Annotated in this window: 15 protein-coding genes, 1 other RNA gene and 1 pseudogene; 3 read left to right on the top strand and 14 right to left on the bottom strand. The window is 54.8% G+C overall.

The window, feature by feature from the left end:
- Positions 1 to 104: 104 nt before the first annotated feature.
- Positions 105 to 872: a cyclic-guanylate-specific phosphodiesterase gene (gene pdeH, locus ACLJQD_RS13335; RefSeq protein ID WP_000595626.1), complete on the bottom strand. Its 768-nt coding sequence runs from the start codon at positions 870 to 872 to the stop codon at positions 105 to 107.
- Positions 873 to 1,100: 228 nt separating this feature from the next.
- Here pdeH and ACLJQD_RS13330 point away from each other — a divergent pair, with 228 nt between their 5' ends.
- Positions 1,101 to 2,030 (top strand): sugar kinase, encoded by a 930-nt coding sequence (locus ACLJQD_RS13330; protein WP_000037583.1) that lies wholly within the window; start codon positions 1,101 to 1,103, stop codon positions 2,028 to 2,030.
- 53 nt (positions 2,031 to 2,083) lie between these two features.
- Here the strand turns inward: ACLJQD_RS13330 and ACLJQD_RS13325 are convergent, their stop codons facing one another.
- From ACLJQD_RS13325 to ACLJQD_RS13305, 5 genes and pseudogenes are all read right to left on the bottom strand, one after another.
- Complete coding sequence (locus ACLJQD_RS13325) at positions 2,084 to 3,571, bottom strand: M16 family metallopeptidase (RefSeq protein WP_410967616.1); 1,488 nt, start codon at positions 3,569 to 3,571, stop codon at positions 2,084 to 2,086.
- 219 nt (positions 3,572 to 3,790) lie between these two features.
- Complete coding sequence (gene dctA, locus ACLJQD_RS13320; protein ID WP_000858228.1) at positions 3,791 to 5,077, bottom strand: C4-dicarboxylate transporter DctC; 1,287 nt, start codon at positions 5,075 to 5,077, stop codon at positions 3,791 to 3,793.
- A 157-nt stretch (positions 5,078 to 5,234) separates the two neighbouring features.
- A complete protein-coding gene (hmsP, locus tag ACLJQD_RS13315; RefSeq protein WP_001266361.1) occupies positions 5,235 to 7,241 on the bottom strand; it encodes a biofilm formation regulator HmsP in 2,007 nt (668 codons plus the stop codon).
- 173 nt (positions 7,242 to 7,414) lie between these two features.
- A complete protein-coding gene (gene bcsC, locus ACLJQD_RS13310) occupies positions 7,415 to 10,957 on the bottom strand; it encodes a cellulose synthase complex outer membrane protein BcsC (protein WP_017441624.1) in 3,543 nt (1,180 codons plus the stop codon).
- Positions 10,939 to 11,550: pseudogene (locus ACLJQD_RS13305) on the bottom strand (glycosyl hydrolase family 8); the annotation flags it as partial. The pseudogene ACLJQD_RS13305 and the gene bcsC, both read right to left, overlap by 19 nt.
- A gap of 117 nt (positions 11,551 to 11,667) precedes the next feature.
- Between ACLJQD_RS13305 and ACLJQD_RS13300 the strand changes: the two are divergent.
- On the top strand, positions 11,668 to 12,966 hold the full coding sequence (locus ACLJQD_RS13300) for an aromatic amino acid transport family protein (protein ID WP_017441626.1): 1,299 nt from the start codon (positions 11,668 to 11,670) through the stop codon (positions 12,964 to 12,966).
- Between the two features lie 100 nt (positions 12,967 to 13,066).
- On the opposite strand, the gene dppF is transcribed toward ACLJQD_RS13300, so the two are convergent.
- The 7 genes from dppF to ACLJQD_RS13265 all read right to left on the bottom strand — a co-directional run bounded on the left by dppF (position 13,067) and on the right by ACLJQD_RS13265 (position 21,829).
- Positions 13,067 to 14,080 carry a dipeptide ABC transporter ATP-binding subunit DppF gene (dppF, locus tag ACLJQD_RS13295; RefSeq protein WP_023242770.1) on the bottom strand — a complete coding sequence of 338 codons (1,014 nt, stop codon included), beginning with the start codon at positions 14,078 to 14,080 and terminating at the stop codon, positions 13,067 to 13,069.
- Entirely contained in the window at positions 14,077 to 15,060 is a 984-nt protein-coding gene (gene dppD, locus ACLJQD_RS13290) for a dipeptide ABC transporter ATP-binding protein (protein ID WP_023242771.1), read from the bottom strand. Before dppD ends, dppF begins: the two co-directional genes overlap by 4 nt.
- A 10-nt stretch (positions 15,061 to 15,070) precedes the next feature.
- Positions 15,071 to 15,973 (bottom strand): dipeptide ABC transporter permease DppC, encoded by a 903-nt coding sequence (gene dppC, locus ACLJQD_RS13285; protein ID WP_000084690.1) that lies wholly within the window; start codon positions 15,971 to 15,973, stop codon positions 15,071 to 15,073.
- A gap of 9 nt (positions 15,974 to 15,982) precedes the next feature.
- On the bottom strand, positions 15,983 to 17,002 hold the full coding sequence (gene dppB / locus ACLJQD_RS13280; protein ID WP_000938843.1) for a dipeptide ABC transporter permease DppB: 1,020 nt from the start codon (positions 17,000 to 17,002) through the stop codon (positions 15,983 to 15,985).
- Between the two features lie 156 nt (positions 17,003 to 17,158).
- Positions 17,159 to 18,766: a dipeptide ABC transporter periplasmic-binding protein DppA gene (gene dppA / locus ACLJQD_RS13275; RefSeq protein ID WP_000028047.1), complete on the bottom strand. Its 1,608-nt coding sequence runs from the start codon at positions 18,764 to 18,766 to the stop codon at positions 17,159 to 17,161.
- A 555-nt stretch (positions 18,767 to 19,321) separates the two neighbouring features.
- Positions 19,322 to 20,647: a uracil-xanthine permease family protein gene (locus tag ACLJQD_RS13270; protein ID WP_001136079.1), complete on the bottom strand. Its 1,326-nt coding sequence runs from the start codon at positions 20,645 to 20,647 to the stop codon at positions 19,322 to 19,324.
- A 57-nt stretch (positions 20,648 to 20,704) separates the two neighbouring features.
- A complete protein-coding gene (locus ACLJQD_RS13265) occupies positions 20,705 to 21,829 on the bottom strand; it encodes an aryl-sulfate sulfotransferase (RefSeq protein ID WP_017441627.1) in 1,125 nt (374 codons plus the stop codon).
- 149 nt (positions 21,830 to 21,978) lie between these two features.
- Between ACLJQD_RS13265 and ACLJQD_RS13260 the strand changes: the two genes are divergently transcribed.
- The gene (locus ACLJQD_RS13260) at positions 21,979 to 22,986 is read left to right on the top strand and encodes a substrate-binding domain-containing protein (RefSeq protein WP_017441628.1); all 1,008 of its coding nucleotides are present in this window, start codon (positions 21,979 to 21,981) and stop codon (positions 22,984 to 22,986) included.
- Here ACLJQD_RS13260 and ACLJQD_RS13255 read toward each other — a convergent pair.
- A non-coding RNA gene (locus tag ACLJQD_RS13255) (RtT sRNA) lies at positions 22,984 to 23,072 on the bottom strand. The genes ACLJQD_RS13260 and ACLJQD_RS13255 overlap by 3 nt on opposite strands.

The raw sequence follows: 23,072 nt of genomic DNA, 5'->3' as shown, positions 1-23,072 counted from the left end.
ATTTCCTCACTTCTTCCCTTGCCTGTCCTAAAGATAGTTCAGCCAGACGAAAAAGGAGGATGACCGCGCCTCGTAATACCATGTATTACGGGAACAGTCTGGCGTTACAGGGTCAGAATCACCTCTTCGAGCGATATCAGCGGCACGGGTCGAGAAAGAAAATAGCCCTGGGCGGCAAAGGCGGGCGAACGCTGCACATCACGCCACTCTTCCAGCGTCTCCACGCCCTCGACAATAACGCCGCGGCAGTAGCGGTTCATCAGTTGCAGCAGCAGAGTGAACAGGTTGCGTCCCTCCGGGGACTGACGCAGCATGACGAACAGCTCGCGCGCCACTTTAATGTAGTCATAACGCACTTCGCTCAGCGCTGAAAAATTGGCCATACCAGTACCAAAATCATCCAGCCACAGCGGGCCGAACTCACACATCGAGGCGAAAGAGGAGTCTTTCGGCAAACGAATATGTTCCACCAGTTCGAAACGCAGCCAGGGTAAGCGCTCCATCGCGGCCAGAATGTCCGGCTGTCGTCGCATGGCAATTAGCGTAGGGCCATCGACATTGACCGATGCCAATAAGTGATGGCGAGTGAAAAAATCCGCTTTTTGTTCAAGCTGATGAAGTTGTTCTTTCACTACGTCAATGCGGTGTCGAACCGCTAACTCCGCGAAATAACGATCCGGGGCAATACGTCTGGAAGGGTTATCAGGATGGGTGACGACAGTGAGAAGTTCAACCGCCATCAGACGGCCATCCGTCTGGTATATCGGCTGGTAAGTATAGGCACGCTCGCATTGCAGCCAATAGCGCCGTTCCTGCAAATTCTCTATACCTGCATCAGGAACGCGTAGCTGCTGGATAACCTGCTTTATCATCTCAGTTGTCCTGTTAATGGGAGTGTGACTGTCCGGACTCGTCAAAGGTTATCGGCGTTCAGGCAGAGAACTTTACCCTCGGTCCCTGGCAAAATAAAAACAGACCCCGAAACTTGTCAAAAATACGCACTTGCTCAAAAAAATAATGGACCGATGTTTTAATATTATTGACCACTAAACATCCACAGCGCACACTAACGCTAATTTTTACAGATCAGGTTCACGACTATGTCTAAAAAGATTGCCGTGATTGGCGAATGCATGATTGAGCTGTCGCAGAAAGGCGCTGATGTTCAGCGCGGCTTCGGCGGCGACACGCTGAATACCTCCGTTTATATTGCCCGTCAGGTCGATTCTGCCGCTCTGGCCGTTCACTATGTGACGGCGCTGGGTACCGACAGTTTCAGCCAACAGATGCTGGAGGCGTGGCAGCATGAAAATGTGGATACCTCGCTAACGCAGCGGATGGAAAATCGCCTGCCAGGCCTCTATTACATCGAAACCGATGACACTGGCGAGCGTACCTTCTACTACTGGCGTAACGAAGCGGCAGCGAAATTCTGGCTGGAGAGCGAACAGTCAGCGGCTATCTGCGAGACGCTGGCGACCTTCGATTATCTCTACCTGAGCGGCATTAGCCTCGCGATTTTAAGCCCAACCAGCCGTGATAAGCTGTTGTCTTTATTGCGTGAATGCCGGGCCAACGGCGGGAAAGTCATTTTTGATAATAACTATCGCCCGCGTTTATGGACAAGTCGCGAAGAAACGCAGCAGGTCTATCAAAAGATGCTGGAATGTACTGATATCGCCTTCCTGACACTGGACGATGAAGACGCGCTATGGGGTCAGCAACCGGTGGAAGAGGTCATTGCCCGCACCCATGCGGCAGGCGTGCAGGAAGTGGTGGTAAAACGCGGGGCGGACTCATGCCTGGTCTCGATTCAGGGCGAGGCGCTCATTGACGTTCCGGCAGTAAAACTGCCGAAAGAGAAAGTGATAGACACCACTGCCGCAGGCGACTCCTTCAGCGCCGGTTATCTGGCCGTTCGTTTGACGGGCGGCAGCGCGACGGATGCCGCGAAGCGCGGACACCTGACGGCCAGCACGGTGATTCAGTACCGTGGGGCCATTATTCCGCACGACGCGATGCCGCAGTAAGTCATTTGCTCTTGCCCGGTGGCGCTACGCTTACCGGGCCGACAGGCGGCAGCTTACTGTGCCGCCGGTGTTTCCGTCACTTCCGGATGCGCCTCATCTACTTCAACAGCGGCGGCAGTTGTCGGGACCATGATTTCATCCCACGTCGCCTTTAACGCCTTCATATTAAATTCCGGCTCGCCTTGCGGTTGCAGCAAAATTAATGCCATCTCCTGCGATAGCTGCTGACGTAGATTCTGATTGAGCATGTCGACGGTCAGACTGTTGAGGAAATTCTGACGCAGCTTCTGATACTGCTCCGGCGCGATATCCACCACCTGATTCTGCAGCGAGCGCATACGCTGTCCAGTCAAAATGTCAGTATCGGTACGCGCGTAGGTCGCGAACAGCTTTTGCAATTCGAGATTTTTCTGCGCCACCAGAGCAGTAAACTCCTCTTCCGACAAACCTTTATCGCGTACTTTCGCCAGTTCATTCGCCACCAGGCTCAAATTGGTATTGAGCTTATCATTAGGTGATTCAATGTTGATGGCGCACTGCGCGCGCAGGAACAGAACCCGGCAGTCAAACCCCAGGCCAATATCTTTCGCGTTATTTTTAGTCAGCTCTTGCTGGATATGCCAGAACAGCGCTTCACGCGCCAGATCCGCCTGCCAGTAGCGCAACAGCGCCGCCGATTCGCGAATCGGTTGCCACGGCGTATCCCACATAATGGAGAGACGATCCTGGCGCACCGCATCGGTCATAATGCTCACTGATTCCGCCCGCAGCGGCGAAAGCGTCGGCACCGGGGCGGGCGTTTCGCGTTTACCTTTCAGCGTACCGAACGTTTTATTGATCTGCTCGGCGACGGAGCGCGCATCAATGTTGCCGACAACAATCAGCGTCATGGCATCCGGGGTGTACCATTTTTCATAGAAAGCCTGAATTTTGGCTGCGTCTACCGGCTGCTTTAACGGTTCCGCGGGATCGTGCCCCAATAACGCCGACCCTTTCAGCCGATAACGCCACCAGCCCTCTTTAGTATCTGCTGGCCACGTCGCAACCATATCTTCGCTGCTTAACGCATGATTCACCGTCTCTGGCGTAATGGTTAATTTACCGGAGACGTTAGCCAGATAGGTCAGCGCTTCTTTCAGCAGATCGTTACGGTTATTGGGTAAACTGAGGTTATAGAGCGTGGAATCATAAGAAACAATAACGGGCGGCATGGGACGTTTCGGATCAAACCCTTGCTGCCATAAAGAACGTGCCTGTGCGGCATCCAGACCACCGCTTTGCGTTAGCGCGATACGGGGAATCGCATGGCTGAACCCGCTCTGTTGCGTACTTTCGGTGAGCGAACCGGTATTAACCTGTAGACGAACTTCAATACGATCGCTGGGGCGCTGAGGCGTAGCCAACACTTGCCACTGTAACCCATTAGCCAGCGTCCCCTGTTGCCATGCCGGATCGGGCTGGAGCGCATCTGCCTGCACATAGCCGGCAGAGGCCAACATCAACAGACTGCCCGCTAAGAGTCGAATTTTTGTGCCCTGCATGTGAACCCCTGATCAACAATCCTGGTAATAAAAAGACAGCCCCGGCAGGGATGTCTGAATATGACGTAAAAACACTTCGTGTTAGACCGCGAGAACCTAAAAATGTCACGGAAGAAGTGAAATAATCCCTAAGCATCATGCTGTATGCTTTGGGCGCAGGGGTCAATTATGCGCAAACACCCGCAGTCCTGGAAGGGACTACGGGCATAAGTGGCGAGATTAGGAGGAAATTTCGTGCGTTTTGCCATCCGGCGCACGATTATTAAGCACATCGTCCAGCTTTTGGTGATCTAACTCTTTCACCCATTTGGCAACCACCACCGTCGCCACGCCGTTACCCACCAGGTTAGTCAGCGCGCGCGCTTCGGACATAAAGCGGTCGATACCGAGGATTAACGCCAGGCCCGCAACCGGTAAATGGCCTACGGCGGAGATAGTGGCCGCCAGCACGATAAAGCCGCTTCCGGTCACGCCCGCAGCGCCTTTTGACGATAGCAGCAGCACGACCAGCAGCGTTATCTGGTGGAAGATATCCATATGGCTGTTGGTCGCCTGGGCGATAAACACCGCCGCCATCGTCAGGTAAATAGAGGTGCCATCAAGGTTGAACGAATACCCCGTCGGGATCACCAGCCCCACCACCGATTTACGGCACCCCAGTTTTTCCATCTTATCGAGCATACGCGGCAACGCTGACTCGGAAGAGGAAGTGCCGAGCACAATGAGTAATTCTTCCCGGATATAGCGAATAAATTTAAAAATGCTAAAGCCCGTTACCCGTGCAATCGTCCCCAGCACCACCACCACGAAGAGAATACAGGTGATATAGAAGCAGATAATGAGCTGCCCCAGTTGCACCAGAGAACCGACGCCGTATTTACCGATGGTGAAGGCCATCGCGCCGAATGCGCCAATCGGCGCCAGGCGCATGATCATATTGATGATGCCGAAAATGACCTGTGAAAAACTCTCAATCACATTGAAAATGAGCTGGCCTTTGCTGCCCAAACGGTGCAGCGCAAAACCAAACAACACCGCAAACAATAAGACCTGCAGAATGTTGCCGCTGGCAAACGCGCCGATCACGCTGCCCGGTATGACATCCATCAGGAAGGCAATAATGCCCTGCTCCTTGGCTTGTGCGGCATAAACGGCCACCGCCTGCGCATCCAGCGTTGCCGGATCGACGTTCATCCCGGCGCCAGGTTGCACAACGTTGACGATGATAAGACCGATAATCAGCGCAATCGTACTGACAATTTCAAAGTAAAGCAGCGCGACCGCGCCGGTACGCCCCACCGCCTTCATGCTTTCCATGCCTGCGATGCCCGTCACGACAGTACAGAAAATGACAGGAGCGATGATCATCTTAATGAGCTTAACGAACGCGTCGCCAAGCGGTTTCATTTGTGCGCCCAGTTCAGGATAGTAATGGCCAAGGAGAATACCAATGGCGATTGCTGTCAGGACCTGAAAATAAAGACTTTTGAACAGAGAGGTTTTCATAGGGTGTCCTTGAAGTAAAAACCACAGGTCTTGTAAGGTTATGAGTAACCTGCGGCCTTAAAATAACACCCACACAACATGACAGAAATGCGCCAGGATCATAATTGAAACAAAAATGTTAAAAAGTTTGAGCTGGCTCGCACAAGCGCGACCTTTTTTAACTTTTGTAATCAGGATTTTCGTGCGACAGATACCGTTCTTCAAAGATATCCGCGGGAACGGGCCGAGCAAACAGGAAGCCTTGCGCGACGTTGACTCCGGCCTGTTCCAGCCACGCGCGTTGCGCCTCGTTCTCCACGCCCTCGGCAATCAATTGTAAATTAAGACTGCGGGCCATCAGAATAATCGCCGTCACCATACTGTGATCATCCGGTAACCCATCGACAAACATTTTATCAATTTTAAGGATATCGACCGGTAGCGACTTCATATGCTGTAACTGGCGCAGCCCCGCGTAACCCATGCCAAAATCATCCAGTGCGATACGCACGCCAGCATTACGTAACGGACGTAAGATAGCGACGGCAGCGTGTGGATCGTCGATACGGCGGCTTTCAGTGACCTCAAGAATCAGCGTACCCGGTTGAATACGATAGCGATTTAACAATTCCAGCAGATCCGACACCATGCCAGGGTGCATGAGCTGTAACGCGGAAAGATTGACGGAGAGCGGCAATGTCACGCCGCGCTCCTGCCAGGCGGCAAGCTGGCGGCAGGACTCTTCCAGCACCCAATGGCCCACCGTGACCATCAGGCCGCAGGATTCAATGCGCTCAATCAGCCCCTCCGGCAATTCCCAGCTACCGTCCGGCTGTTGCATACGTAACAAGGCTTCGGCGCTTAATACGTTGCCGCTGCGCATCTCGACCTGCGGCTGCAGCCAAATGGCAAACTGATGGTTATCCAGCGCGGTAAGGATATCGCTCTCTTCGGTAAGGCGCTGTTGAGCGGCCTCCATCTGCGCCGGGTCAAAGAACTGGATCTGATTTTTACCTTTTCGGCGCGCGGTAAAGGCGGCGGAGACGGCGCGACCATAGAGCTCTTCGGCGGTCAGATCGCCATAATACATCGCAATGCCAATACTGCAGCTTGGGCGCAGTTGAATACCCTGGATGGGCAGTCGTTCATTAATGATAGTGAGTATTTGCTGACCTAATGTGATGGCGTGCCACGGCTCTTTAACGCCGTGGGCGATAATGGCAAAGTCATACCCGCTGACCTGCGTAAGCACCATGCGCGGCGCCAGCACCGACTTCAGCTTCTCAACCAGCGTCAGTAATAGAATCTCCCGCTGCGTTTCTTGCAGCACGCCTGCCGTGTCACGCAACGTTTCGCACGTCACGATGATAAGCGCGGTGGTCTGTTGGCGGGTGATAACCTGTTCCAGCAGCGCCATTAAAAAGGCTTTATTGGGCAGCTCGGAAACCGGAAAACGCATCGCATTGTCCGTTTGCTCCTCGCGTTGACGCTGCATAAGCTGCTGGTTGAGGTTATAGCTGCGTACCAGCATCCCAATTTCATCATCCTGATGCAGACGCGGCAACGCCAGCTGATGTCCGATCAGCTCCTGCTGCGGAATGTCGTTCAGCTCGCGGGCGATTTTGCGCAGCGGATGCACAATCAGGCGGTTTACGCACCAGGCGATGGCCACCGTCAGGATCAGCGATAAAAGTAAGTAAATGGTCACTAACGTAGAGAGCGCGCTCATGACGAACTTGTACATACGGTACGAATCCGCCTGCAATACAAGGTAGGCCAGCGGTTGCGGATTGGCGGGACGCTCCAGCGAATAAACCGGTAAAGAAATTTGTACCGGCAGTTCGAAGAGACGCGTCACCATAACCGGGACGGGGCGTTCAGGAATGAAGCGCTTACGCAACGCCTGGAACTGATTCGGCAATACCACATCGGCGCGACTCACCACGCCCGCAGGTTTAATACTTTCCAGAATGGTTTCCGCGCCGGGGAGATCCGCTTTTAAAATCGCGGAAGAAAGAGGTTCCCGAACAGATCGCGCGATGCTTTCCAGTTGCGTAGCCGTGTTGTAGCGGTTCTGCTGTACCAGATGGAACAACAAAACGGTGCAAAAGACAAAAACAAACACCATGACAACGGCCGCAACCATTGCCATCTGTTTAATTGTTAACGAGCGGCTGACGCGCAAATTGACTCTCCCTGGATATCCCGGACTGCCGCCTGAGTATACCCGATTGCAGCGGCATTAAGAGAGGCTGTATCTGAAAAGGACTTTTCTGAATAACGGTTAATGATAGCGTCTGATGGCGCTGCGCTTCTCAGGCCTACGACGCCTGTCAATTCGTAGGCCTGACGCAATGATTACCAGTCAGCGTAAGGCACCAGAGGCTGCGGCGGTAAATCCATATCCCCCTGCCAGCCCGCCGCGGAATAACGGACATACAGCAGCAGATGACTGGGGGTATAGTCTTTCGCCTGCTGAATATCGACAGCCGTACCCACAAACCAGTTGGCAGTGACCCGGCGTTCAATGAGCGCCCGCGCGGTATAGCCAAATCCCTGACTGCTGCCGCCGCCGTTGGTCTGGTCACGCGCATCCTCCTGATAATCCGCCGGGATCAAATTCATCAGCGGATAACGCGGCATGGTACGGTTGCGGGAGTGCGACCAGGATACCGAGCCGCCCAGCTCCCACGACCAGTTTTCCGTACGCTGCCGCCACATCACCGGCACCGCAAACGACAGGTATTCCTGCGGGCTATAATAACCGCCCTGACCCAGTGAATAACCGCTCAAATCTTTGTCGTAATGCCAGATCATGTTATTCAGCCCGACGGTAACGCGGCGGTTATTCTCGTTAATCACCTTATAGTAATAACCGGTCATCCAGCGCACGCGCCAGTTATCTTCCACATTTTTACCGCTCAACTGGTCGCCGCTGAGCGACGCCCAGACACCGTTTGCTTCGCCTTTATCATAGCTGAGACTGACGCCGCCGCCGTTGGCCCGCACGCCGCCCCATTTGGTGCCGGTATTGCTGCTGGCGTCCTTTTGTCCGCCAAACGCCAGCAGCGAGCTGGAGATCGGGCGACGATGCGCGTTCAGGGTATAACCCAACGGCCCGATATCGTCGCTGTAGCTGACGCCGCCGACCACATCAACGACATTAAAGCCCATCGGCGTCGTGCCGATATCCCAGCGCCAGGTCTCATTCTGCCAGCCGACCGCCACGCTCGCGCCCGTATCGGCCTGGCTACGATGTCCGCTGCATTTCTCCAGCGTACAGGTACCCCAGTTATTATCGTATTTTCCATCAGCATCCGTAGAGAAGCGGCCAACATCCATATTCACCATATCAGTACGAAAGAACGCCCGTCCGTCCGACCAGGGCGCATCCACCTGAAGCATCGTGGTATGCGCCTTCAGATCGGAGTAACCGCCAGTCCCGCTCGACCCCCAATAATCGTGCGCCAACGTGACATTGAGATCCTGCTGACGGTACAGCTCCGCCGCATCGCTACGCACGCCGCGTTTTAGCCAGTCATCTTTTTCATCATTGCGCGTCAGGCGGGTAAAGGTATCGTTATCCTGGGGACGAACCGGCGTAATCGCCGCGGCGACCATTGCGTCTTTGTAGGTCTCCAGCGCCCGCTGCGGCTCGCCCGTTTGCGCCTGAAAAGCGGCGGCGTCACGCAATACCATCGCGCTTTCCATTGATGGCGGCTGTGCTTTTGCCTGCGGCGTAATGCGGTTAAAGGTCCGCGCCGCCGCCGTAATATCGCCAAGCTGGAGCTGCGCCAGCGCGACGCGGCGCTGCATGTTAATAGAGGTGATTTGCGACGCAGGCAGCGCCGCCAGTTGAGCGCGCGCCGCAGCGTTATCGCCCTGTGCGATGTCGATTTCCACCCGCCCCAGCATGGCATCGACATTACCCGGTTCCCGCGCCAGAACGGCGTCATAAGCGGCGCGGGCCGCCGCATTATCGCCACGCTGCTGCGCCCAGTCCGCCAACGTTAACGCAATGCGCGTAGAGGGCGGCTGCTGACGTAACAACGCTTCCGCTTCGCGTTCTTTGCCGCTATCGCGCAAGCGGTTAGCGCTTTCCAGCACCTGGTTACTTTGCAATCGGCCCGCCAGTTCCTGAATATTGCTGTTCCATTGGCTGGTCGGTAGGGTATTGAGATGCGCCAGCGCCGCCCGGTCCCGATCGCTGCCGGAAAGATAAAGTCCATAAGCATAGACCTGTTCCGGATCGTTTGGCTTCTGCTGCGCCAGAGAGCGCATTTGCGCATCGGCCTGGGCGTGCTGCCCGGCCTGCCACAGATCGCGTGACAGTCGGTACGTCACCCACACGCTCCCCGGATCTAATGCCAGCCGACGACGGTGCAGTTCTGCGGCCTGCGCCCATTTGCCCTCGCTTTCCAGCGTTTCCGCCTGCTGCGCCAGACGGTCATTTTCCAGACTGCGTTCGATATCGTCGATACTGCGCCGCTGGCTGGCGGAAAGAGAAGCGATAAACGCGGCGGCTTTTTGCGGCGACTGCTGGCGATAAAGATTCGCCAGCCCGCGTACAGCATTGGTATTACCGCTATCCATACGCAGCGTCTGCTGATAATAACGTTCGGCGGCGGCATTATCTTTGCGCGCCATCGCCACATCCCCCAGCCCCAGCACCGCGTAGCTGTCGGTGTTATCCACTGCTCGCGCCTGCTGATAGAAACGCTCCGCCTGGGCCAGATTATTCGCTTTTAAGGCCGCGTCGCCCTGCTGAATTAACAGCCAGTAGCGATTGACCTTCAGCAGACTCTCCCACTTATCGCGGCTGCTGCTGTGCGGCGCCATCGCCAGCGCTTTTTCAAACTGCGCGACGGCGCGGGCGCGATCGCCACGCTGTGAGTATGCCTGCCCCAGCGCGCCGACCGCCTCGCTGTCGTCCTGCCGGGCGCTCACCGCCTGCTGCAATTGCGCAATAGCGTTGCCGCCTTCTCCGGCATTAACCGCCGCGATGCCCTGCGAGCGCGCGCGAAACGCCGGATCGGCTAACTGTTTTTGCTGCTCGCTAAGCTGGGCGCGGGCGGCAGACACGCTATCGCCTTCGCTAAACTGCGTCAGATAGTCTTGCAACGCTTTTACGCTGGCGTCGCTCACCGGGAGATCTTTTATCTGCTGGTACCAGATGGCGGAGGCCGCGCTGCGTCCCGTACTGGATTTCGCCATCTGTTTTAGCACCGCAAATCCCTCATCGCGCCGCCCGCTGGCGAACAACAGTTGCGCCAGCGCATTTTGCAGAGCGTTATTACCCGGACTGACGGCATTGATTTTCTGTAGCTGGTTAATCGCTTCGTGACGGCGGGCGGGCAATTTCGCCACGGTCGTCCAGTATTCGACCGCCAGTTCGCCCTCCGGCGGATAACCTTTAAACAGCTTGTCGTAGCTGGCGATCGCTTGTTCAGTATGGCCGGTCGTCGCCAGTAAACGCGCCTCCTGCAAAGACTGACGTCCTTGCGGCGTGGAGAGCAGCATCGCGGTGCGGGAAGATTGATACGCCGTCGACTCCGGCGCCAGTTGCGCCAGCCGGTCAAGTAGCTTCTGCGCCCCATCGCTATCCCCCTGGCGCAACAGATAGCGGAAACGGGCGGCGATAACCTGTGGATCATTGGGGTCGATCAGCTCCAGGCGATAGAGCGACTGACGGACTAAGTCCTCACGGTGCGTGGCCTCGCCCAGCCGAACCTGCTCCAGCAACTGTTGCTGCGCGGAGGTCGCTGCGCCGGCAAGCGGTGTTAGCGCCATACCAAGCGATAAACCCAACAATGCCCGAGAAACGCCCCTTTTGCCAGGTAAGGCATTTCGACCGCCAGCCGGCAAAAAAGCGTGCATGAGACTTAACGTGAACTTACGCATTCCTGGCCCCAGTCAGGTAATAATTCACCTTTGACGGTGAAGCGAAAACGGTGCTGATCCCAGCCTTGTCCAAAGAGAGTCAGCACATAGTTGTAATAGGCATCGCTGCCAGGAAAATGGTCTGCGACCCGCTGTCGCTGCACGGCCTGGGCGTCGCGATTTTGCAGGAAAGGCAGTAAAGCGGCGGAAAACCCGACCGGCCCCGTCCCTTGCGCGTTCCCGCTGACGACATCCACTTTCTCCGGTGGAACGCCGTTTTTCATCGTTAACGTCGCCATCGGTTTAAATCGCGCCAGTAAACGCGCTTTTTGCGGATCGCCATCATGCATCATTCCCGCCCATAAATAGACGCGAATCGCATCGTAGCTACTGATCAGCGTCTTTTCCGCTTTCAACTGCCAGCCTTGCTTGCTTTCATAACGCACCCAGTCCGGCGAGAAACCTTTCGGCGCGGTTTCCAGCAAAAGCCGCAAATTGGTTTCCCGTAACGTCGACCACGGCGCGCCAAAACGGCTAAAGTATTGCGCCAACTGCGGCGGCAGATAGCTTGGGTTAAAACGCCAGCTATTCGCCTCGGCAAAGCCGATTTTGCCAGATTGCTCGGCGAACCGCTGTCACCGGTTTGCCGCATCGGGTATCAAGGCACTATAGCCTGGTTATAGGCAGCATTCTTTATGAGAGAGCTGCCTATATTTTGGGCAGGGGGCTCTATGCAGGACGACATATTACCATTAAATAACAGTAACGCTACGACCACACCGCTTTCAACGAGATTACCGTTTACAAAATATGATTTTGGCTGGGTGCTCTTGTGTATCGGAATGGCGATCGGCGCAGGTACCGTCTTAATGCCAGTGCAAATAGGTCTCAAGGGGATCTGGGTATTTATTACCGCTTTTATCATCGCCTATCCCGCTACCTATATTGTGCAGGATATTTATCTAAAAACGTTATCTGAAAGCGAAACCTGTGACGATTATACGGATATTATCAGTCACTATCTTGGCAAAAACTGGGGCATTTTTCTCGGTGTAATCTATTTTCTTATGATTATCCACGGGGTGTTTATTTACTCCCTGTCGGTGGTGTTTGATAGCGCCTCCTATATCAAAACCTTCGGCCTTACTGAGGCCGATCTTTCGCAGTCTATTATCTATAAAGTCGCGATTTTCGCCGTGCTGGTGGCGATTGCCTCCGGCGGGGAAAAGTTATTATTTAAAATTTCCGGCCCGATGGTGGTGGTAAAAGTCGGGATCATTCTGATATTCGGTTTCGCGATGATCCCACACTGGAATCTTGATAATATTTCCGCCTTTCCCGCCGCATCGGTTTTCTTTCGCGACGTACTGCTCACTATCCCATTTTGCTTCTTTTCTGCGGTCTTCATTCAGGTGCTAAACCCAATGAACATCGCCTATCGTAAGCGCGAACCTGACCGTGTGCTGGCCACCCGGATGGCGATTCGCACGCATCGCATTAGCTATATTACGCTGATTGCCATTATTCTCTTTTTCTCGTTCTCGTTTACCTTTTCGATTAGCCATGAAGAGGCGGTATCAGCGTTCGAGCAGAATATTTCCGCCCTTGCGCTGGCAGCTCAGGTAATCCCTGGCCATATCATCCACATTACCTCTACCATCCTCAATATTTTTGCCGTACTTACCGCGTTCTTTGGTATTTATTTAGGTTTTCACGAAGCGCTTAAAGGTATTGTACTGAATGTATTGAGTCGTATTATGGATGTCAAAAACGTCAACCCACTGTTACTGACATCTGGAATCTGTGTCTTTATCGTGGTGACTCTGGTTATCTGGGTTTCGTTTCGCGTCTCAGTATTGGTCTTTTTCCAGTTAGGCAGTCCGCTTTATGGCATTGTCGCGTGTATTATTCCCTTTTTCCTGATTTATAAAGTAGCGCAACTGGAAAAATTACGCGGCCTGAAAACCTGGCTTATTCTGTTATATGGAATATTGTTGTGCCTGTCGCCGTTATTAAAATTGATTGAATAAGTCGTACCGGAGAGCCATGCCCGGTGGCGCTACGCTTACCAGGCCTACAGGTACGGTGTAGGCTTGATAAGGCGCAGCCGCCATCCGGCATAAAACGCAATTAACTCAGCGGTTTCTGCGGATTTTCATCCTGATCGACGGCAAAGCAGGCCACCAACTGGCCGTCGTACTCTTTAAGCTGCGGCTGTAACTGCGTACAGGGTCCGAAGCGACGGCTGCAGCGGGCGTTGAAGGCGCAGCCCGGCGGCGGGTTCAGCGGGCTCGGCAACTCGCCGGTCAGCTTAATCCGCTCACGGCGATCGTCCGGATTCAGCCGCGGCGTGGCGGAGAGTAACGCCTGGGTATAGGGATGACGTGGATTGTTAAAAATCTGCTCTTTGGTCCCTTTCTCCACGCAGCGGCCTAAGTACATGACCATCACTTCATCGGCGATGTGTTCCACCACCGACAGGTCGTGCGAGATAAAGACATAAGACAGCCCCATATCCTGTTGCAAATCCATCATCAGGTTCAGCACCTGGGCGCGCACCGACACGTCGAGCGCGGAGACCGGTTCGTCGGCAATCACTACGTCCGGATCAAGCATCAGACCGCGGGCGATAGCGATACGCTGACGCTGGCCGCCGGAGAACATATGCGGATAGCGGTCGTAGTGCTCGGTTTTCAGCCCCACCTTCGCCATCATCGCCAGCGCTTTTTCACGACGCTGCGCTTTACTCAGGCTGGTATTGATCAGCAACGGCTCTTCCAGAATTTGCCCCACTTTCTTGCGTGGGTTCAGGGAACCGTAGGGGTTCTGAAACACAATCTGAATTTTCTGCCGCCGCAGTTTCTGCGCGTGCGGATCGTGTTTGAGCAGATCCTGCCCCTGGTAATAAAGCTCGCCGCCGGTTGGCACTTCAATCATCGTCAGCAGGCGACCCAGTGTGGATTTTCCACAACCGGACTCCCCCACTACGGCCAGCGTTTTACCGCGTTCGAGATTAAACGACACGCCATCCAGCGCTTTTACCAGCCGTTCCGGAGAAAAGATCCCCTTCTTCACCGGATAGTGTTTTTTCAGGTCGATAGCCCGCAACAGCGGCTGTTGCAAGGTGGCCTCATGCGTGCTCATAGTGTGGGCCTCCCGGCATCATCGAGTGGGTAATGACATTTTGACTGACGTTCATCGTCCAGTTGGTTGAGAGCAGGTTCTTCCGCACGACATCTGTCCGTGGCGTAGGGGCAGCGCGGGTTAAGCAGACAGCCCGTCGGTCGGTCATATTTCCCCGGCACCACGCCCGGCAGCGACGCCAGACGCGCTTTATCTTGCGCAAACTCTGGTAACGCGCGTAGCAGTGCCTGGGTATACGGATGACGCGGCGCGCGGAAAATATCCTGCGCAGCGCCGGTTTCGACGACCTGCCCGGCGTACATGACGATAATTTTGTGCGCCGCTTCCGCCACCAGCGCCAGGTCATGGGTAATCAGCACCAGCGCCATGTTCTCTTTTTGCTGCAACTCCAGTAGCAGCTCAATGATTTGCGCCTGAATGGTCACATCCAGCGCCGTGGTCGGTTCATCAGCAATTAACAGCTTTGGTCGACAGGCTATTGCCATCGCAATCATCACGCGCTGACTCATGCCGCCAGAAAGCTGGTGCGGATAGACATCCAGACGAGAAGCCGGATCGGGAATACCCACCTGGTTCAACAGGTCAATCGCTCGCTGACGACGGGTTTTCTTGTTCCCGCCCTGATGTACCTTGATGGCTTCCATAATCTGAAAGCCAACGGTATAGCAAGGATTGAGGCTGGTCATCGGGTCCTGGAAAATCATCGCCACTTCAGCGCCCACCAGGTTGCGACGTTCCTTCTCGGAAATGCGCTTCAGATCCTGTCCGTTAAAGAGCAGGTTTTCCGCCATCACGCGGCCTGGGTAATCGATAAGCCCCATAATCGCCAGCGAGCTGACGGATTTGCCGGAACCAGACTCGCCGACAATACCGACCACCTCACCCTGCTTCACGCTGTAGCTAATGCGGTCGACGGCTTTGAACGGTGTCCCTTCGTCGCCGAAGTGCACCGATAATTGATCTACATTTAATAACGCCATCTCGAACCTCTTACTGCTTCAGTTTGGGATCGAGCGCGTCACGCAGACCGTCACCCATCAGGTTAAATGCCAGTACCGTCAGCAGAATCGCCAGCCCCGGGAAGGTCACGACCCACCAGGCGCTTTGCGCGAACTGCAATACGTCAGAGAGCATGGTGCCCCATTCCGGCGTAGGCGGCTGTGCGCCCATGCCAAGAAAGCCGAGGGCGGCCATATCGAGAATGGCGTTAGAGAAACCGAGCGATGCCTGAACGATCAGCGGCGCAAGGCAGTTCGGGAAAATATTGACGAACATCTGACGCATTGCGCCTGCGCCCGCCACGCGGGAGGCAGTCACATAATCGCGGTTCACCTCTACCAGAACCGCCGCGCGGGTTAAGCGGACATAGTGCGGCAGCGCCACAAACGTCAACGCCAGCGCCGCGTTGCCGATGGAGGGGCCGAAGATCGCCACCAGCACCAGCGCCAGCAGCAGGCTCGGCAGGGCCAGCATAATATCGACCACGCGCATGATGATGTTATCGACCAGACCGCCGAAGTAGCCCGCGACCAGGCCGAGAATAATCCCCATTACCAGCGACAGGACGACCACCAGACAGCCGACCAGCAGTGACAAACGCGCGCCATACATCAGGCGCGAGAGGACATCGCGACCAACATCATCCGTTCCCAGAATATGCGCCCAACTGCCGCCTTCCTGCCAGACCGGCGGCGCCAGCAGCGCATCGCGGAACTGCTCTGCCGGGTTGTACGGCGCAATAAAGTTGGCAAACACCGCAATCAGGATCACGATGAGAACATACGCCAGCCCGACGACCGCGCCTTTATTGCGTTTGAAATAGTGCCAGAACTCCCGCAATGGCGTCATGGGCGCCGGTGCGGCATTAACATTATTTTCAGTAACCTGTGACATGATGGCCCCTTACTTCTTATGCCGAATACGCGGGTTCACCACGCCGTACAGCAGGTCTACCAGCAGGTTGACGAGAATAATCATCGTCGCTACCAGTAACACGCCGCCCTGCACTACCGGATAATCGCGGCGTTGCAGCGCATCGATCAGCCAGCGCCCCAGACCGGGCCACGAGAAGATAGTTTCTGTCAGAATCGCGCCCGCCAGCAGCGTCCCGACCTGCAGGCCGATCACGGTGACGACTGGCAGCATGGCGTTACGCAGAGCATGGACGATAATGACGCGCATCCTGGTCAACCCTTTGGCGCGTGCGGTACGGATGTAATCCTCCCCCAGCACTTCCAGCATCGACGAACGGGTCATACGCACAATGACGGCCAGCGGGATTGTGCCGAGCACCATCGCAGGCAGGATCATATGCGCCAGCGCATCAATAAAGTTACCCTCTTCGCCCCAGATAGCGGTGTCGATCAGCATAAAGCCCGTCAACGGATTGGTATCATCAAGGAACACCATATCGCTCACGCGCCCGGAAACCGGCGTCAGGTTCCAGTGGACGGAGACCAGCATGATCAGCATCATGCCCCACCAGAAGATAGGCATAGAGTAACCGGTCAGCGCCAGGCCAACAGCAGTGTGATCGAAGATAGAACCGCGCTTCACTGCGGCCAGCACGCCCACCGGAATCCCCACGGCGACGGCAAAAATCATGGCGCAGACGCCAAGTTCCAGCGTCGCTTTAAAGCGAGGCACAAACTCGTCCCATACAGGGATTCGGCTTTTCAGCGAGATGCCTAAATCGCCATGCATCACCCCCCAGATATAATGGAGGTACTGCTGCCACATCGGTTTATCAAGACCGAGTTCAGCCAGCAGTTGAGCATGACGCTCAGGGGAAATACCTCGCTCACCCGCCATGATCATCACCGGATCGCCGGGGATCATGTGGACAAAGGCAAAGGTGAGAAGGGTAATACCGATAAACGTCGGGATAACGAGTCCCAAACGTCGGAGAATGAACTGCAACATAACCCGAATTCTCTCTCATGACCCACGGCCTGGAACCGTAAGTCTGTATTGCTCACAAATCTTATCCCACGCAAACTGCATCGCGGATAAAGCATTACGCCGGATGGCGCTGCGCTTATCCGGCCTACACAACACCGGGGCGCAGCGCTCTTTTAATTATTCGACAGAGACGTTTTCGAAGTGATGTTTGCCTAATGGATCAACCACATAGCCTTTAACTTCTTTACGCACTGGCTCATAAACCGTGGAGTGAGCGATGATCAGCGCTGGCGCCTGGTCATGCATCACGACCTGGGCCTGTTTATAGAGTTCAATACGCTTGTTGTGGTCATCGGTCGCACGCGCAGGCTGAATCAGGTCTTCAAACGGCTTGTAGCACCATTTTGAATAGTTGGAGCCTTGCTGGGCGGCATCGCAGCTGAACAGCGTGGCGAAGAAGTTATCCGGATCGCCATTATCGCCGGTCCAGCCCATCATCACCGTCTGGTGCTCGCCATCTTTAGCGCGCTTGAGGTATTCGCCCCATTCATAGGTGACAATTTTGGCCTGAACGCCAATCTTCGCCCAGTCCGCCTGGATCATTTCCGCCATACGACGCGCATTCGGGTTATAGGGACGCTGTACCGGCATCGCCCACAGATCGATGGTGAAGCCTTTTTCCAGACCGGCTTCTTTCAGCAGCGCCTTGGCTTTTTCCGGATCGTAGCCGTAGTCTTTAATATCGTCGTTGTAGCCCCACATTGTCGGCGGGATCAGGTTTTTCGCCGCAACGCCCGCGCCCTGATAAACGGCTTTGATGATGGCCTCTTTATTCACGGCATAGGTCAACGCCTGGCGAACTTTGACATCATCCAGCGGTTTTTTCTGTACGTTATAGGAGAGATAACCCACGTTCAGACCAGCCTGCTCCATCAGGTTGATGTTTTTATCTTCTTTCATGCGCGCAATATCCGCCGGGTTCGGATACGGCATCACCTGACATTCGTTCTTCTGCAGTTTGGCGTAACGCACAGAGGCGTCAGGGGTGATGGAGAAGACCAGACGGTCGATCTGCGGCTTCGTGCCCCAGTAGCCGTCAAAGGCTTTGTAGAGAATGCGGGAGTCTTTCTGATATTGCACCAGTTGGAACGGGCCAGTGCCGACCGGGTTCAGATCCACTTTTTCCGGCGTACCGGCTTTCAGCATGTTGTCAGCATATTCTTTGGAAAGAATAGAGGCGAAGTCCATGGCTAAATCGGCAAGGAACGGCGCTTCCGGACGCGTCAGCACAAACTGCACCGTGTGATCGTCTACCTTCTTCACTTCGCTAATCAGATCCGGCAGCCCCATGCCTTCAAAGTATTCATAGCTGCCGCCAGACACTTTATGGTACGGGTTCTGCTCGTTTTTCTGCCGGTCAAAAGAGAACACGACATCATCGGCGTTCAGCTCGCGCGTGGGTTTGAAATCCTTGCTGGATTGCCATTTCACCCCTTTACGTAGGTGGAACGTATAGGTTTTACCGTCTTCGCTGATATCCCACTTCTCAGCAAGACCCGGGATCACTTCCGTGGTGCCGGTTTTGAATTCAACCAGACGGTTATAGATAGGTACGGAGCTGGCATCATAGGTGGTGCCAGACGTAAAGAGCTGTGGGTTAAAGCCTTCCGGCGAGCCTTCTGAACAATAAACCAGGGTTTTGGCCTGCACGCTTGCTGCAACGGTCATGGCCACCAGGCTCAAACCAAGCTTCAGCATCCCTGACTTCTTCAAGGAAATACTCATTCTTCTGCTCCAATTGTGATGTATGTTGTTTTGCCCTTTGCAAAGGCTTTTACCGCCCGGCCTTTTTTGTTTTTTACCTGGTCAGGTCAGTAGTGAGAGGTGGGGATTCCGTTCGCATAATCGACTGAGTTGCAGTGCGGATTCTCCATAAAATGCCCCTCATTCCCTACAATCTGTCAATAGAATGTCAAAACGTCAATACAGGTAACCAGCTTTTACAACAACGGTGAGAATTAACAAACAAAGATTAAAAAAAGTTCAGAAGGGTATTTTCAGCAGGGAAATTTGTGCTATAGGCAGAAAGGCAGAGTTATTCACTTAATATTTTGCAACAGTTAGTGATTAACAATTAGACATTAATTGAAAAATTTCTTTCGATATGTTGATTATCTGAGCGATTAATACCACTAACGCTAAAACGCACAGGCGAAAATGCTGAGGTTATTCATAAGCCGTGTGCAAAAAAGAGTTATACGGACATTGAAAAACACCATCGAATATGTCACAAAATTGTAAATAAGTAGGCCGTCGTGCGGCCTACCGCGATCACAAAAACTAACTTTTGACCCTGGCCTGCGTGCGCTTTTCGCTCCAGTTAAACAACGAGTTCACCAGAATCGCCGTCAACGTCCCCGCTGCCATGCCGTTGCCAAAGACCATCTGTACGCCCGCCGGGAAATTCTGATACAGGCCGGGTACCAGTATAGGTAGCATTCCCATGGCCAGCCCCATCGCCAGCGCATAGGTTTTACCCGGCGTATGCAGTGGCTCACGCGCAATCATATCAATGCCGATGACCCCGATAATGCTGAAGACAATCACCGCCGTACCGCACACCACCGAACCTGGCAGACAGGTCGCCAGACGTACCAGCGGCGCGAATATGGCAATCAGGATTAACAATCCTCCGGCAGCCGCAGTCACGAAACGCGATTTCACATTAGTGGTGCGTACCACCCCAATATTTTCGCCGGAGGTGATAATTAAGGAGGTGCCAAAAATCCCCCCCAGCAGCGACATTACCGCATCACCACGAATGGTACGTGGAATCGCCTGCTGCACATTTTGCGTGGAATTGACTATTTCCGCGGTCGCAATCGTTTGCCCGGTTGCTTCAGCCATAGAGATGACCGCGTAAATCAGCAACGGCAGCGAGGCGGAGAGATCAAAAATCGGCCAGCCGAACGGCAAAAGCTGTGGGAAACTAAACAGCGGCCCGTGACTAACACCGCTAAAATCGGTGCTGCCCAGCGCCATTCCCAGCAGCGTTCCCGCTAAAAGGCCGAACATCACCGCCAACTGGCGCAAAATACCGCTAAACGCCAGCGCGAAAATCAGCGTTATCAGGATAGTCCCCAGCGATAAAATGATACTGGTTGGATGAGCGAAGTCGGCGCTCCCTGGCTGGCCAATGATCAACCCGCCGTACAGGCGAATAAGGTTAATCGACACCATTAGCAGCATGATGCCAATGATAAAGGGGGGAAAATGGTGCAGGCAGCGGCGGAAAATCGGCAACGCGATAAAGTAGAACAGCGAGGTCAGAATTACGGCGCCAATCGCGGTCTGGATATTGGTCTGTAAAGCGATCGCAACGAAAATCGCAATCGGCGCGCCCCCCGGTACCATAATAAACGGCAAACGCGCGCCCACCCCTTTCACACCCAGGCTTTGCAAAATAGCGCCCAGACCGCACATCAGAAAGGTCGCGCTAAGTACCGAGGCGGTCACCGTATCGGTAAAGTGGAGCGCTTTGGCGATCAGAAAGACGGAGGTAATGGGGGTGGCGGCAACGACCAGCACATGCTGAAGCGCCAAAAGTAAGGTGGTTTGCCAGGGTAATGCATCGTTATCCGGCGTAGTAAGGCCAGGTTGCGGCATGATTAACTCCCATAAAACATCAAAAAAATAACCGCCAGCGCGGGCTGGCGGTCTGTATTATTTCAACCAACTAATGGCATCAGCGGCATAGCGATGCGCACGGAAGGCGCTGTTCTGTTTTCCAGGAATAATGCCTTTACTGAGGTACTCCGGATATTCATTAAAGAACGGAATGATATATTCCCATACCGTTTCGCCTTCCGGGGTGACTTCAAACAGGCGGCCAAACGCCGATTCACAGATAAAGGTGTTGCCGTTCGCCAGCCGCTGCGCGCTCCCCATATACGGCGAGAAAAACGCCGGCGGGAAGATATCGCGATACTGCCAGGTAATCGCTTTGGTCTGCGGATCGAACTCCAGCACCGTGGAATGCGGCGAGGTGACGCCGGGACGTAGGTTGCCGTTATCGAAAACCAGAATCGACCCGTTCTCCATCTCAACCGGCGTGTGCTGCTGCGCTACGACTTCCGGCCCTGCATGCCAGATAACCTTCCCGCTCTCTTTATCCACGGCAATGACGCCGGAAGTGGTACGCAGGCTCATCAGTACCAGGCCATCACGGGTGACGGACAGGCCGTTAATCATCGGCCAGTGGCGGCGGTCGAAAATATCATGAATCGGGAAATCTTCCGGATTCAAATGCTCCCAGGCACGCCATTCCCAGACCACTTCACCGTCGCGATTGACCTCTTTGACGACGTCGCTCTGAATCACGCCGTCCGGCGCATCGCGGCGCGGGTCGCCGCCGGTAACACGGGCGGCGATATCGGCAGGTAACGGCGACGCGGCGGTATACAACAGATTACCGTTCGCCAACCATTGCGCATCATGGTGATGGTAAATATCTTCGTAATGCCAGACGATTTCGTTATCCGGCGTCACTTCGTAGAAGTCGCCGCCGTGCCAGAGATCCCACGCCGGATAGAGGTTCGCTGAAGTGCGGTGGCTGCCGTTATAACCCAGATTACCGTTCGGCAGCAGCACCGCATCACGCCCGGCGCGAACCGGAAGCTGCCACTGATGCGCGACTTCGCCCTGCTCGTCCACCAGATAAACCCGCCCTTCGGCGGTTTGCGGCGCAAAAAGCGTATAGCCGCCAAAGCTCTTCGCTTTATCAGCGTAGATAAGGCCCGCCAGACGGCGTCCAAGGGTGAAAGTCGAATCCTGAGTTAAGTGTGCCACATCGCCTCCTGAGGAATAAATTTGCGCCAAAATACCCCATTAAAACGTTTTAATGAAGAGTTTTTTACGATCCTCACCGAAAAAAAGCAAACGTTACCGTCTGGTAAATATGCTACCCTGTGCGCAAATTTTCGCAGGTCAGGAAGCAGATGGCTGTTCAAAATAAAAAACGCGCAAAGTTGATTGATGTTGCCCGCCATGCAGGCGTATCGCCAGGGACGGTATCCAATGCATTGCACAACACCCGCTTTGTCGAGCCGCAGACGCGACGGCGTATTGAAGAGGCCATTGTTGCGCTCAACTACACGCCGAATATTCGCGCCCGCCAGTTACGAACCGGCAAAACCAATACCATTGCCTTGCTCTCTTCGGTGCCGCTGGCGATTGCCTCCGGCGCGTCACGACTGGGATTTATGATGGAGGTGGCGTTAACGTCCGCGATGATGGCGCTGGAAAAACAGCATGCGCTGATTCTGGTGCCGCCGGGGGCAAATCCACTGGATGCCGTCAGCTTTGACGCGGCGATCCTGATTGAGCCGGCGGAGAACGACCCGCAGCTCCAGGCGCTGGCGCAAGCGGGCATTCCCTGCGTCACCATTGGCCGCACGCCGGGCACCGACACGCCTGTGCCGTGGGTTGAGCTGCACTCGGCGGCAACAGCACAGCTTCTGCTAACGCATCTGGAGGCCTCCGGCGCCAGCAAATGTGCGTTATTTGTCGGTAACACTCGGCGAACATCAGTTCTGGAGAGCGAAGCGGCTTACCAGCGCTGGTGCGCGGGGCGCCAGGCCCCCGTCGTCTACTCTCTCAATGAAAGCGAGGGTGAAAATGCCGGCTACCAGGCCGCGCAGCAGCTATTACAGGCGCATCCCGACGTTGACGGCGTGCTGGTGCTGATCGACACCTTTGCCAGCGGCGCGGTACGCGCTTTTCAGGAACAGGCAGTCGCTATCCCGGAGCGGATGCGCGTGGTCACCCGCTATGACGGTATCCGCGCGCGCGAATCGCTGCCGCCGCTGACGGCTGTGAATATGCATCTTGATGAGGTGGCGCGACAGGCAATCACGCTATTATTTGATTTGCTGGCGGGCAAGAAGGTCAGCCACAGCGACGGGATCATGCCTGAACTGGTGGTGCGAGCGTCAACCTGCCGGTGATAGAGGATGGCTCGCCCTGCGGGCCGTTGCTGACGCAACGTTCTCTCGCTTCGCTCGGGTCGAACCTCTTGCCCCCGGAGGTTCTC

Origin of the sequence: Salmonella sp. SAL04214, from assembly GCF_046550615.1 — a bacterium.
In the GTDB taxonomy this organism is placed as follows: Bacteria; Pseudomonadota; Gammaproteobacteria; order Enterobacterales; family Enterobacteriaceae; genus Salmonella; species Salmonella enterica.
This window is presented reverse-complemented; position numbering and strand designations above follow the sequence as displayed.